The 13,217-nt window shown below is 69.8% G+C and carries 11 protein-coding genes; 3 read left to right on the forward strand and 8 right to left on the reverse strand.

Annotation, left to right across the window (positions count from 1 at the left end):
- Positions 1–23 precede the first annotated feature (23 nt).
- Entirely contained in the window at positions 24–509 is a 486-nt protein-coding gene (locus IGS68_RS00335) for a DUF1622 domain-containing protein (RefSeq protein ID WP_201076436.1), read from the forward strand.
- A gap of 658 nt (positions 510–1,167) precedes the next feature.
- Positions 1,168–2,508 (forward strand): group II intron reverse transcriptase/maturase, encoded by a 1,341-nt coding sequence (gene ltrA, locus IGS68_RS00340; protein ID WP_371821867.1) that lies wholly within the window; start codon positions 1,168–1,170, stop codon positions 2,506–2,508.
- A gap of 131 nt (positions 2,509–2,639) precedes the next feature.
- Here ltrA and IGS68_RS00345 read toward each other — a convergent pair whose 3' ends face one another.
- The 8 genes from IGS68_RS00345 to crtI are packed head-to-tail and all read right to left on the reverse strand — an operon-like array spanning position 2,640 to position 11,318.
- Entirely contained in the window at positions 2,640–3,311 is a 672-nt protein-coding gene (locus IGS68_RS00345) for a DUF1045 domain-containing protein (protein WP_201076438.1), read from the reverse strand.
- Positions 3,308–4,411 (reverse strand): NAD(P)/FAD-dependent oxidoreductase, encoded by a 1,104-nt coding sequence (locus tag IGS68_RS00350; protein WP_201076440.1) that lies wholly within the window; start codon positions 4,409–4,411, stop codon positions 3,308–3,310. Before IGS68_RS00350 ends, IGS68_RS00345 begins: the two co-directional genes overlap by 4 nt.
- A complete protein-coding gene (locus IGS68_RS00355) occupies positions 4,408–5,076 on the reverse strand; it encodes a methyltransferase domain-containing protein (RefSeq protein ID WP_201076442.1) in 669 nt (222 codons plus the stop codon). The genes IGS68_RS00350 and IGS68_RS00355 overlap by 4 nt, the downstream gene beginning before the upstream one ends.
- A gap of 44 nt (positions 5,077–5,120) precedes the next feature.
- The gene (locus IGS68_RS00360) at positions 5,121–6,206 is read right to left on the reverse strand and encodes a type III polyketide synthase (protein ID WP_201076444.1); all 1,086 of its coding nucleotides are present in this window, start codon (positions 6,204–6,206) and stop codon (positions 5,121–5,123) included.
- 54 nt (positions 6,207–6,260) lie between these two features.
- Entirely contained in the window at positions 6,261–7,400 is a 1,140-nt protein-coding gene (locus tag IGS68_RS00365) for a glycosyltransferase family 2 protein (RefSeq protein WP_201076448.1), read from the reverse strand.
- Positions 7,400–8,185, reverse strand: coding sequence for a lysophospholipid acyltransferase family protein (locus tag IGS68_RS00370; protein WP_201076449.1), 786 nt, complete (start codon positions 8,183–8,185; stop codon positions 7,400–7,402). Before IGS68_RS00370 ends, IGS68_RS00365 begins: the two co-directional genes overlap by 1 nt.
- Positions 8,182–9,768, reverse strand: coding sequence for a phytoene desaturase family protein (locus IGS68_RS00375; protein WP_201076450.1), 1,587 nt, complete (start codon positions 9,766–9,768; stop codon positions 8,182–8,184). The genes IGS68_RS00370 and IGS68_RS00375 overlap by 4 nt, the downstream gene beginning before the upstream one ends.
- Entirely contained in the window at positions 9,765–11,318 is a 1,554-nt protein-coding gene (gene crtI / locus IGS68_RS00380) for a phytoene desaturase family protein (RefSeq protein ID WP_201076452.1), read from the reverse strand. The genes IGS68_RS00375 and crtI overlap by 4 nt, the downstream gene beginning before the upstream one ends.
- A gap of 243 nt (positions 11,319–11,561) precedes the next feature.
- On the opposite strand from crtI, the gene IGS68_RS00385 reads away from it, so the two are divergent.
- Positions 11,562–13,022 (forward strand): aldehyde dehydrogenase family protein, encoded by a 1,461-nt coding sequence (locus tag IGS68_RS00385; RefSeq protein ID WP_247881109.1) that lies wholly within the window; start codon positions 11,562–11,564, stop codon positions 13,020–13,022.
- Positions 13,023–13,217 lie beyond the last annotated feature (195 nt).

A 13,217-nucleotide genomic window follows, 5' to 3' on the forward strand; every position in this document is an offset into this window, starting at 1 on the left:
AACGGACACACAGGATCTCTCCCATGCTCGCGGCCTGCCTGCTTCTCTACAGCCTGTTCGGCGCCTCCGCGGCCCACGCCCAGGAGGTCGGGGGCTTCCTGTCGGAGTCCCGGGGCACGATCGTCCACATCGCGGAACTGGTCACGAGCGGGATCGAGGCGGTCGGGATCGCCGTGATCGTCCTGGGGGCGACAATCGCCACGGCGCTTTTCATCCGGGACGGCTTCGGTGCCGCCGGCTGGAACGATGCCTACGAGCGATACCGGGCCAATCTCGGCCGCGGCATCCTGATCGGCCTGGAGCTTCTGGTCGCCGCCGACATCATCGCGACGGTCGCGGCTCCCCTGGACTTCAGCACCGTCGGCGCCCTCGGCGTGATCGTCCTGATCCGGACGTTCCTCAGCTTCTCCCTGGAGGTCGAGATCAAGGGTCGCTGGCCCTGGCAGGAGAGCCGGATCAGGGAGCGGGGAACCGACCAGGGCGGCAAAGCGGGAATGACGCAAATGTGACTCAGGCTATTGCCACAGATTACGGCGATGGACAAAGATACGGACTGGATGATCTGAGTATATCGCCGTAATCTGTGGTCAAATGTTTCTCTCCCGCTCCAGTACTGTCCAGGCAGGAATCATGATATAGCCACAGATACACGCAGATGGACGCAGAGAGCGCCGGGAGACCGGCAAGGAGTAGCGGGTGAAAGTCCTGTACGGTGAAGGAGTAGCGATCCACACCGGCCCCGAGTCATGCGGCGGCGGTCGTGAGGCCGACGGCGAAGCGTTGACAGGGGGGCGCATAGGCCAGCCATTGAGCCGCGTAAGAATCTCGATCCCGGATGCCGACAGGGTTCTGTGCCTGGAAGGCGATACGGCGGGGCGCGTCATGCGAGCACCCCGGCGGTCCGGCGTGGTCAGAGACCCTGGCATGTGCGGACGCTCCTCGAGCGGGAACCGGGAGATCTTCGGCGTGACCACGGGCCGATGGCCTGGCGGTCCGCACCGGGAAGGCGAGGAGCCGTAGCCGGTGATGCACGCGCCGAAGAGGTCAGACCCATCCATAGTACCTGTGAAACCGGCGAACGCGGACGCGGAGCCGGTGGAGGGAAGGGGTGGGGCCGAGGGGAATGCGTCTCCGCCGCACACGGGCCGGGCTCAGGACCGGGCACCCGTGCTCTCGGGGCTGGAGCGCATACGTCAAGCGGCACGGGAGCGAAAGGAGGAGCGGTTCACCACCCTTCTGACGCACGTGGATACCGACCTGCTGCGCTTTGCCTATCGGGCATTGAAGCGGGACGCGGCTCCGGGTGTGGACGGAATGACGTGGCGGGAGTACGCGGAGGGGCTGGAGGAACGGCTGGCGGACCTGAAGGACCGCGTGCATTCCGGCCGCTACCGGGCGCATCCGTCACGCCGGCATCTCATCCCCAAGCCGGACGGCCGGATGCGGCCGCTCGGGATCGCGGCGCTGGAGGACAAGATCGTCCAGCGGGCGCTGGTGGAGGTGCTGAACGCCATCTACGAGGAAGACTTCCTCGGCTTCTCCTACGGCTTCCGGCCGGGACGGGGGCAGCACGACGCGCTCGACGCGTTGGCGGTGGCGATCGGCGAGTGCCGGGTGAACTGGATCCTGGATGCAGACATCCGGGCGTTCTTCGACAGCATCGACCACATGTGGATGATGCGGTTCCTGGAACACCGGATCGGCGATGCCCGCGTCCTGCGGCTGATCCGCAAGTGGCTGACGGTCGGCGTGGTGGACGAGACGGGGAAACGGCAGCCGGCGACGGCCGGCAGCCCGCAAGGGGCGGTGGCATCGCCGCTGCTGGCCAACGTCTATCTCCACTACGTCTACGACCTGTGGGTCCGGCAGTGGCGCCAGCGCCACGCGACCGGGACCATGGCCGTGGTGCGCTACGCCGACGACACCGTCGTCGGGTTCGAGCACCGGTCGGACGCCGAGCGGTTCCTCGCGGACCTGCGGGAGCGCCTGGCGCGGTTCGCCCTGGAACTGAACGCCGACAAGACCCGCCTGATCGAGTTCGGCCGGCAGGCAGCTGCCGACCGGGCCAGGCGCGGCGCGGGCAAACCGGAGACCTTCGACTTCCTGGGCTTCACCCACATCTGTGGGCGGTCCCGGCGTGGCGGCTTCCTGCTGAAACGCCAGACCCGGCGCCAGCGCAAGCAGGCCAAGCTCAAGGAAATCAAGGAGGAACTCCGGCGACGCCGGCACCAGGGCATCCCGGAGCAAGGCCGGTGGCTGGGACAGGTGATGAGCGGCTTCTACGCCTACTTCGCCGTCCCGACCAACTACCGGGCCCTTGCCAACCTGCGCTACCATGTCGGCGTCCTGTGGATGAGGGCGCTGCGCCGGCGCAGCCAGAAGGACAAGACACCGTGGGAAAGCTCACGCGCCTTGCCGATCACTGGCTGCCACGGCCGCGCATCATCCATCCCTGGCCCGGAAACCGCTTTCGCGTCAAACACCCAAGGTGGGAGCCGGATGCCTTAATCGGGCACGTCCGGTTCTGTGCGGGGGGCGCCCGGTAACGGGCGTCCCTACCGCGATTAATTGTCAATATACTATCTGTGTCCATCTGCGTTCATCTGTGGCCAAATCTCTTCCCCCCGCTCCAGCGTCTTCTATGGCAGGCCGAACCGGGCGATGATCCGGAACGGGGCGTCGCGGGTGTCCTGCTTGAAGATGGACAGGGCGTCGATCACCAGCGGGTCCGGGGTGAAGGGTGCCACCGCCGGTTCCAGCAGGCTCCTGGCGGCGGTCCTGGCATCGTCGTTCAGGCTGCCGGTCAGGGTCATGTGGAAGCGGAACTCCTCGAAGACATAGGGATAGCCCCAATGCCGGAGATAATCGTCCTGGCGCGGCGTCAGCCCATGGGCGCGGCGCTTTTCCAGATCGGACGCCGGCGGCGGGGCGCGGAACGGGTCGAAGGCGCGCACGCACTCGGCGGCGAACTCGTCCAGAGCCTCCGACGGGGCTGAGGGGATCAGGGCAAGGAAACGGCCCAACTCCGCCAACCGGAGGGAGGGGGCGGTGAAGCGGGTATGGCCAGCGGCGAAGTCAGCGGCCGCCGCCAGCAGTTCCGCCTCGTCCCGGCCCGGGGCCAGCGCCATGGGCGGCTTGAGGGTGGCGTGGAACCCATAGCGGCGCGGATCGGCGGTCCAGTCCGGGGACACGCCGTCCGGCGGATCGAGGGTTTCGCCCGTCGCCGCGTCGCGGCCGAGCCAGCGGCTGGCGAATTTCCACAGGGCGCTGTCCGGGGGCGGGGCGAAGTAAAGGGCGTAGCGGGCGGTCATGGGATCGCTTGCTGGGGAACGCGGGTAGCATATGCTATCGCCTTCAGCAGTCCCGGCACCAGCCTGACGGTACCGGCCGCGATCCCCTGGAGCGCCGGGCGGCGGATCGCCTGGGCAAGCAGCGTGGCGGTGCGGATCTGCCCGGCGAAAGCCGATCCGTCGAGCGGCGCCTGCCCGGCGAGCACCCGGTCGGACGCCAGGAAGGCCGAGTGGAGGGCGATCGCCATGCCGTCGCCGCAGAAGGACGGGATCACCGCGAGCTGGTCGCCCAGCCGGTGCAGCCGCCGGGACGCGGTGTCGCCCCGATGCACGAAGCCATAGGGAATGCCGTAGATCGACAGCGGGCGCTCCCAGCAGGTCGTGGCGCCGGCCAGCCGGGCCGCGAAGGCGGGGGACTCCTCGCAAAGATGATCCAGCAGCCTGTCCCACCGGCGCCCGACCCGGTCATGGACCGGCTTGGCGACCACGAGGCACAGGTTGGCCCTTCCGTCCGCCGCCGGCTGCAAACCGGCATAGCCGCCGGGGAACAGCAGCACCTCCACATGCCCGGCGAGGCGTGCCGCCTGTTCCGGCGCCAGCGTCAGATACTGCTTGAACCCGATCAGGTCGTTGATGGAGCCGGGCGGCCGGCGGTGGCCGCGCAGGTCGTGCTTGCCGGTCGCGAGCAGCGCCGCCCGGGCGGCGACCGGGCCGTCCGCCTGGAGGGTGACGCGATCCTCGCCTTCGGCCAGGGAGCGGACCGCGACGCCGCGCCGGATCTCGGCGCCCCTGTCCGCCGCCGCCCGCAGCAGGGCTTCGTCCATCACCTCGCGCGACAGGCTGAAGGCCGGGAAAGGCAGGCGGGACGAGGACTCGGCCGAACCCCGGACCAGCCGGACGGAATGGATCGGCTGCGCGCCGAGGCGGAACAGGTCCAGGCCCAGCCGCTCCAGGTACGCGGCGGCCTCGACGCTGACGAACTCGCCGCAGACCTTGTGGTGCGGGCCGGCCTCCCGCTCGAACAGCACGACGGAGCGCCCGGCCTTCGCCAGCAGGCAGGCCGACGCGGCGCCGGCCGGCCCGCCGCCGACGATCACGGCGTCATGGATCGCGGAGTTCATTTGATCCGCCCGACGCCGTAGCGGAACGGCGTGAACCACTCGACCGAGACTTCTCCCGGCGCGAAGCCCGCCTCGGCGATCACGCGCTCCCAGTCGGCCCGGGTGAAGGCCCGCGCCACCGAGAGCGGGGCGTCGTGGACCACCAGCCGGTTGACCGGCAGCGTGGCCACCATCGCGCGGGCGAAGGCATGGGAGATCGCGTGGCGGTGCAGGTCGTTGCTGAACCAGCCGAGACCGGCACGATCCTCCATCCAGCGCAGGAAGCGGACGAGGGACTCGTCTTCCAGGTGGTGGGTGAACAGCGCGCTGATCACCACGTCGGCATGATGGCTCCCGGGCAGGTCGAAAAGATCGCCGACCCGATAGTCGATCCCGGCGTCCGGCGGTGTCGCCAGCCCGGCCGCCCGGGCGGACCAGGGGTTCAGGTCGACCCCGGACAGCTCGACCTCGACGCCGCGCCGGCCGGCCCAGCGGTGGATCTCCCGCAGCATGTCGCCATAACCGAAGCCGACGTCCAGGATGCGCAGCCTGCTCCGCCCCGTCCGCTTCACCACCCGGTCGAGCCAGGTCAGGGTCGGGCGGTATGCCAGGGTACACAGGTTGATCCGGCGCAGGTCCCGCAGGCAGTGCTGGAACTCCTCGAAGCCGACTTCCTCCGTGTCCATCAGCTCCGGCCGGGTGCTCCGCCGGGATAGGTCGGTGGACGCGGTCATGCCGCGGCGAGGCGGAACAGCATGCTTTCCGCCGTCAGCCCCGGCCCGAAGGCCATGGCGCAGCCCAGCCCGTTGCCGCCCATTCGGGTATCGCGGAAGCGGTCGAGCATGCGCTTCAGCACGAACATGACCGTCGCCGACGACATGTTGCCGTAGTCGCGCAGCACCGCCCGCGAGTCGGAGAGCTGGTCGCCCTTTCCCTCTATCGCCCCGGCGACGGCGTCCAGGATCGAGCGCCCGCCGGGATGGACCGCCCACAGTTCCACGTCGGACGGGCTGCGGCCCTGGAGGATCGACGGCAATGCGTCGGGAAGCCCCTGGCCGATGGTGCCGGGAACGGTCCCGGCCAGCCGCATGTCGAAGCCGTTGCGGCCGATATGCCAGGTGATCTGGTCGGCGCTGCCGGGGATCACCGTGGCCCGGAAACCCTGAAGCTCGATCCCGTCCGGCTCGGCGCTGACCAGGCAGGCGGAGCAGCCGTCGGCGAAGATCAGGAAGCTCAGGATCTCCTCGATGTCCGCGGTCTCCTGGAGGTGCAGGGTGCAGAGTTCCAGGTTGACGATCGCGACCTTCGAGCCGGGCTCGGACCGCACGATGTGCCGGGCCGCCTTCAGCGCGTTCATGGCGGCGTAGCAGCCCATGAAGCCGATGATGGTCCGCTCCACCGACGGGTCCAGGCCGAAGTGGCGCGCCAGCTCCAGGTCCAGGCCGGGGGCGTAGAAGCCGGTGCAGGACGTCACGATCAGGTGGGTGATCCCGTCGCGGTGCCGCTCGATCCCGGCGGCTTCCAGGCTGGCGGTGGCGAGGCCGAGCGCGTGCCGCTCGTAGAACTTCATCCGCGTGGCGGTGTCGGGAAAGGCGCCGCGCGTGAAGAAGCCGCCGGTATCCAGGACCTCCGGGTCGGGGTCCGGCTCGAAGAAGGAATAGCGGTGTTCGATCTGGCACCGCTCCGCCATCCGGCGGAACAGCTTTCGCAGGCGCTCGTCGGTCAGCAGGGCCGGGGCGTAGCTGACGAACTTGTCGTGGACGTCATGGGTTGGAACCGCGGTTCCGATCGCGTTGATGTAGGCGGCGGTAGGCATCCGGGGCTCCGGTCAAACGGCATTTGCAGGTGCAACAGTCGGGCGGCCCGATCATCATGATTCGCCCGTGGGATAAGCGCGCCCGCGCCAGGTGGAGGGCCGGCCGCGCAGCGAGGTCCACAGGGCCGACCACTGGATCGCCAGCATGATCGTGACGCCGACGGGATGCAGGAAGGCGCTGGCGATGCTCTGCTCGAAACGGAACGCCAGGGCGAGGCGGGTGCCGAGCGCCACGGCGATGCCGACGCAGGCCGGGAACAGCGCCTCGGGCGGGCCGTCGAACAGCAGCAGGCCCGGCAGCAGCAGGAACGGCAGGATATGGCCCCCGGCCAGCAGGGCGGTCCAGACCGGCAGCCCGACGGGGGTTGCCATCCCCTCGGTCGCGTTCTTGGTGAAGCCCTGCCAGACCTCGGTCCCGCTGCGGTACATGCGGCAGGTGGCGATCTCGTCGGCGTCGAACAGCTCGGTATGGATGCCGGCGCGGCGGAAGGCGCGCGGCAGCTTGATCCCGTCGTGGAGCGACTGCTTGATCTCGGCATGACCGCCGGCGCGGGCATAGGCATCGGCGCGGGCGATGAAGAGCTGGCCGCATCCGGCTCCCAGCCCAGGCGCCCCGGACAGGCGCATCCCGATGAAGGGCAGATAGCCCAGCAGCAGGAAATGGATCATCGGAATGACCAGCCGCTCCGGCCATGTCCCGGTTTCCTGGCGCGGGAAGCCGCTGGCCAGGCCTGCCGCGGGGTGCTTCGCCATGAACGCGGCCATGCGGGCGAGGCCATCGGGCGCCAGCCTCACGTCGGCATCGACGAAGACCAGCAGCGGATATCGGGCCAGCTTCGCCAGATGCCAGCAGGCATGCTGCTTGCCCGACCACCCCGCGGGAAGGGCGGGGGCCTGCTCGACCCGCACGCGCGGGTCGCCGATGGCGCGCACCACGTCGGCCGTGCCGTCGGTGGAATGGTCGTCCAGCACGACCACCTCCAGGTCGACCCCGGCGCTCGCCAGCGCCGCCCGGACGGAAGCCTCGATCTTGTCCGCCTCGTTGCGCGCGGGGATCAGCACGGAAACGCCGGCCCGCCCTCCGCCTGGCGCCTGGCCGGACTTCGGCGGCGGGCGGTAGAGCAGCAGGTTCCACACCGTCATCACGGCCGGAATCATGGCGAGCCAGGCGCAGACCCAGGCGAAATTCTCCATCACGGGTGATCCCTGCCGTGTTCGGGGTGGAAGCGTTCGCCGCGGGCCAGCGCCTTGGCGCGGCGCCACAGGTCGTAGACGCCGCCCACACCGGCGGCGCCCTTCATCAGCGGCTCGAAGCGGGCGGGATCGCGGGCCATGGAGTCGGCGGCGAGGGCGTCCATGGTTTCGGCCAGTGCCGATTCAAGGCGGGCCTGCCATTCCTCGACCGTGCCGCCGCCGCTCCGCATCACCGGCCCGAAGCGGCACAGCGCCTCGGGCGTGCGCTCGTCCCAGAAGGGATATTCCAGCGCCAGCGGCACGACCGAGGCGCCCTCGACCCGGCGCGCCAGATGGGCGATGCCGGGGCGCAGGGAGACCGGCCGGATCCGGGCGTCGGTGAAGCTCCCCTCCGCCGTGATCCACAGCATGGTGCGGGGATCGTCCAGCAGCCCGGTGCAGACCTTCAGGAAGGTCGCCGCACCGCGCGGCGTGCCGGGCTCGATCCCGAACAGGCCGATCCGGCGCATGAAGCCGTACCGCTCCAGCGCCTTCGCCTCCATCGGGCCGTAGCCGAAGCGTCCGGGGAAGCGCAGCGTCGCCAGCACCATGAACATCGCCGGGTCCCACCACGAGGGATGGTTGGAACAGACGATCACGGGCCGGTCGGGCGGAAGGTCGGGGAACGTGCCGCGCGCCAGCCGCACGCCGTGGAAGCGGCGCGCGACGTAGCGGCACATGTAGGGGCCGAACAGCCGGACGATGCGGGGCGACCGTGCTGACCGCACCGCCTCGGCCGGCGTCATGCCACGCTGGCCGTCGGCCGGGGAGCCGTCTCGAACGCCGCCGGCTGCGCGGCGCCGCCCATGTCCTGGTCCAGCGTGTCGGCCGCGATCCAGCCCGACATCATGACCATCGGCATGCCCGGACCCGGATGGGCGGCGCCGCCCGCCAGGTACAGTCCGGCCAGCTCGCGGCTCCTGTTGCCCGGCTTGAAGGCGCCGAAGAACCTGCCGTGGCTCGCCAGGCCGTAGATGGCGCCGTTCAGCACGCGGTAGCGGTCGTGGATGTCCTGGGGCGTCAGCCAGCGCTCGACCTTGATGCGGCTTTCCAGGTCCTTCATTCCGCCGGTCCGCGCCAGCTTGTCCAGGATCACCCGGCGGTAGGCCGGAAGCATCTTGGACCAGTCATGGTGCGGGCGGAGATAGGGGGTGTGGACCAGGACGTAGAGCGCCTCGCCGCCGGGCGGGGCGACGCCCGGCTCGGTCCGCGCCGGGGCCGCGATGTAGCAGGTCGGGTCCGGCGCCGGCTCCCCCTTGCGGTAGATCCAGTCGAACTCCTCCTCCGCGTCGCGGGAGAAGACGAAGTCGTGGTGGGCCAGGTGCTCGTAGGCGCGGTCGAGGCCCAGATACAGCACGACGCCGGAGCAGGCCGGCTCCGGCTTCCGCTTCCGCTCGAAATTGACGCCGACCTCGCCGCCGACCAGCTCGCGGTATGTCCGCACCGAGTCCATGTTGGACACCACGGCGTCCAGCCCCACGGTCTCGCCCGACGCGGTCTCGACCCCGGTGGCGCGGCCCTGGGAGGTCAGGATTTTCCGCACCCCGGTGTTCAGCCGGAACTCGACGCCCAGCTCGCGGGCCAGCTTCTCCAGCGCCAGGGGCACGGCGCGGGTGCCGCCCATGGGGTACCAGACGCCGCCGTCGGTCTGCATGTGCGCGATCGAGCACAGCACCGCCGGAGCGCCGTAGGGCGACGATCCGACATACTGGACGAAATGGTCCAGCATCTGGGCGATCCGGGCGTCGGGGACGTGCTTGCGCACCGTGCCGGCGACGGTGGAGCCCATGCGCAGGCTCAGCACGTCCGACAGGGTGGAGGCGTTCAGGTTCGCCTTGAAGTTCAGCGTGTCCTTGATGTCCTCTACCGACTTCCAGAAGAAGAACCGGTCGGACACCTCGTGCAGCCGCTTGGAGCGGGCGATGAAGTCGCGGTATCCGGCGCCCGCCTTGCTGCCCGGAGCGTAGCGGTCCAGCTCGGCCGCCATGGTCTCGACGTCCTCGACCAGGTCCAGGACGGAGCCGTCCTCGAAGAAGCAGCGCCATTGAGGGTCGAGCCGCACCAGGTCGAGTTCCCGGTCCATGTCGCGCCCGGCCTCGGCGAAGATCCGCCGGAGGACGCGCGGCACCGTCAGGATGGTCGGCCCCATGTCGAAGCGGAAACCGCTCTCCTCCAGCACCGCGGCCTTGCCGCCGGCCCAGGCGTTCGCCTCGAACAGCACGACCTTGTGGCCGCGCGCCGCCAGGGTGCAGGCCGCCGCCAGGCCGCCCAGCCCGCCGCCGATCACGCCGATCCTGCCTCCGGCCTGGCCGCCGTTCCGGCCGCTCACGACGCACGCTCCTCGATCAGGGCCGTCTGGCCGGCCGCCATGCGGGTCCCGGCCTCCCAGTCGTGCGAAAGGCCGAGCTGGTCGGCCATCAGGCGGCTGGTGATGCGGGCGCTCTCGAAGATCACCGGCAGGCCGCTGCCGGGATGGGTCCCGCCGCCGACGAGATAGACGCCTTCCAGGTCCTCGAACCGGTTCCGCGGCCGGAGATGGAGCATCTGGTCCAGCGAGTGGGCCAGGTTGAAGGTGGCGCCGCGATAGATCTGCATGTCGTTCTCCCATCCCTCGGGCGTCAGTATTTTCTCGTACCGGATGCGCTTCTCAATGTCCGTCAGCCCGATCCGTTCCAGGCGCTTCAGCACCAGCGACCGGTAGCGCGCCTTTTCCCGCTGCCAATCGATCCCGCCGGTGCGGTGGGCGACCGGGACCAGGACATAGAGCGTGCTGTGCCCCCTGGGCGCCAGCTCCGGGTCGGTGACGCAGGCGTTCTGGACATAGAAGCTGGGTTCCGCCGGAAGTTCCAGCCCGTCCTCGATCTCCTTGATGTTCCGGGCGTAATCCTTGGTCAGGTAGATCGTGTGGTGCGCCAGGTCGGGCAGTTCGCCCTCGATCCCGAGATAGAGCATGAAGGTCGAGCAGGAGAATTTCTTGCGCTCGATCTTCTCGTCGGTCCAGCGCCGGCGCAGGTGGTTGGGCACCAGCCGGCTCATGGTCTGGGCGAAGTCGGAATTCAGCACCAGCGCGTCGGCCTTGTACTCGCCGGCGGGGGTGCGGACGCCGACCGCCTTGCGGCCCTCGAACAGGATCTCCTCGACCGGTTCGGACAGGCGGATGCGCACGCCCATGTCGGTCGCGGCCCGGGCCATCGCCGCCATCACCGCCCCGGTGCCGCCGCGCGGATGGAACACGCCGAACTCGTATTCCATGAAGGACAGGATGGTGAACAGGCTGGGGCAGCGGAACGGCGACATGCCGAGGTACTTGCTCTGGAACGAGAAGGCGAGCCGCACCCGAGGATCGGAAAAATAGCGGCCCAGGTCGGCATCGACCGACTGGTGCGGCCGCATCAGCGGCAGCGACTTCAGCAGCGCCGGGTCGAGCAGGTCGAGCGCGCTGGAGAAGGCCTTCTCCAGCACCGGCCGGAAGGCCGCCAGCTTGCGCCGGTTGTCGGCCATGAAGCGCGGCAGGTTGGCGGCGTCGGCCGGGCACAGCTTGGCGACCTGTTCCGCCATGGTGGCCGGATTGCCGGACGCCTTCAGCTCGCCGCCGGATTCGAAGACCAGGTGGTATTGCGGGTCGAGCCGGATCAGGTCCACCTCGCGGTCCAGGTCCTTGCCGCAGGCGGCGAAGATGTCCTTCAGGACACGGGGGTACAGGAAGAAGGTCGGGCCCATGTCGAACCGGTAGCCGCCCTCCGCCTCGATGGTGGACGATCGGCCGCCGATCCGGTCGAGCCGCTCAACGACGGTGACATCAGCTCCCGTCTTGGCCAGCAGCATGGCTGACGCGAGACCGCCCGGTCCCGCACCGACGATCACGATCCGGCGGCTCATGGCGCGTCACCATGGCGTCGCGACACTGGATACGGGGACCCGTTCGGCATTCTGGAATCCGCTCCCTGTTTGTTGAATGAGGCGAGGTTCGACGTATCTGCCCATTTCCAGCCCGGTTAAGACCGCTTCGCGAGCGAATGGGTAAGCTCTTTCGATTGGTTTTAATCGATGGGGAGTTTGGCGAGAGTCCGCCGGAAGGAATGGGGCATAATGGATCGTCATGGCACGACAGAAACTGGATTGATGACTCCCGAAGTCCAGCACCCTCGCGGCGGCGCCGAGATTATTCCGGAGATGCGGTCCGCCCAGGCCGCCTGGGAGCGAACCGCCGTGGCCGGCCGGCTGGACGTGGTCGCCCGGCTGCGCCGCCTGATCGCGCGCGATGCCCGGGCATTGGCCGACGCGGTCGGCGAGCGTCCCGGCCGGGCACCGGGCGAGACCGCGGCGCTGGAGATCCTGCCGCTGCTCGACGCCTGCCGCTTCCTGGAGCGGGAGGCGGTGGCCCTGCTGGCGCCCCGCAAGCTGGGATCGCGCGGCCGGCCGGCCTGGCTGTTCGGCGTGGCGGCGGAAATCCGGCGCGACCCGCTGGGCGTCGTGCTGGTGATCGCACCGTCCAACTATCCCCTGTTCCTGCCCGGCGTCCAGATCGTCCAGGCGCTCGCCGCCGGCAACGCGGTCCTGGTCAAACCGGCGCCCGGCTGCGTCGCTCCGATGGATGCCCTGCTCGGCCTGCTCGGCGAGGCGGGATTGCCGGACGGTCTCTGCCACTTGCTGGACGCTTCGGTCGAGGCGGGGCGGGAAGCGATCGCCGCCGGAGTGGACAAGGTGGTGCTGACCGGCTCGGTCGCGACCGGCCGGCGCGTATCGGCCGACCTGGCGGAGCACCTGACGCCGGCGGTGATGGAACTGTCGGGCAACGACGCCGTCTTCGTGCTGCCCGGCGCCGATCCGGACATGGCGGCCCGGGCGCTGGCCTACGGGGTGCGGCTCAACGGCGGGGCCACCTGCATAGCGCCCCGCCGGGTCTTCGCCGACCGGTCGCTGGCGCTCGACCTGGAACGCCGGCTGGCTCCCCTGGTCCTGAACGCGGCGCCCGTCGCCGTGCCGGAACGCATCCGGCAGCAGGTCGCCCGGCTGGTGGAGGAGGCGGAGGCGGCCGGCTGCCGGCTGATCGGCCGCCCGTTCCGCGCGGAAGAGCCGGAGATGGCGCCCCTGCTGGTCGCCGACGCCGTGCCTGAGCTTGGATTGCTGCGGGAGGACATCTTCGCGCCCGTCCTCTCCCTGGTGCCGGTCGCCGGCGAGGAGGACGCGCTGGCGGCATCGTCCCACTGCGACTACGCCCTGGGAGCGGCCGTCTTCGGCCCGGAGAAGCGGGCGCTGGCCCTGGCCGGCCGCATCCGCGCCGGGGCGGTGACGGTCAACGACCTGATCGTCCCGACCGCCGATCCCAGGCTGCCCTTCGGCGGGCGCGGGGCCAGCGGCTTCGGCACCACGCGCGGGGCGGAAGGGCTGCTGGAGATGACCGCCTTGAAGGCGGTCGCGGTACGCGGCGGGCGGTTCCGGCCGCACTACGATCCGCTGGGACCGGCCGACTCGGCCATGATGTTCGATTATATAGAAGCCGCGCACGGCTCCGGCGGGCGGTTGCCGGCGGTCAAGCGGCTGGTTCGGGGGCTGATGGGGCGGTCCGCCTCAAGAACCTGACTCCCGCTGGAGCTGTGCCCGATCCGATGCGTTGCGCCGTGGGCGCAACCTACGATCGTCGGCCCGCATCGCCTTCACCCTGCATCGAGCCGTAGGTTGCGCCCATGGCGCAACACGGTGCGGCGAGTGGAACGGCAGGCTTCGTGGCCCGAAGCAGTTCAACCCGATCGGGCACAGCTCTAGTGGCCATGGAAA

The sequence above is a fragment of the Skermanella sp. TT6 genome (assembly GCF_016653635.2).
Classification (GTDB): domain Bacteria; phylum Pseudomonadota; class Alphaproteobacteria; order Azospirillales; family Azospirillaceae; genus Skermanella; species Skermanella cutis.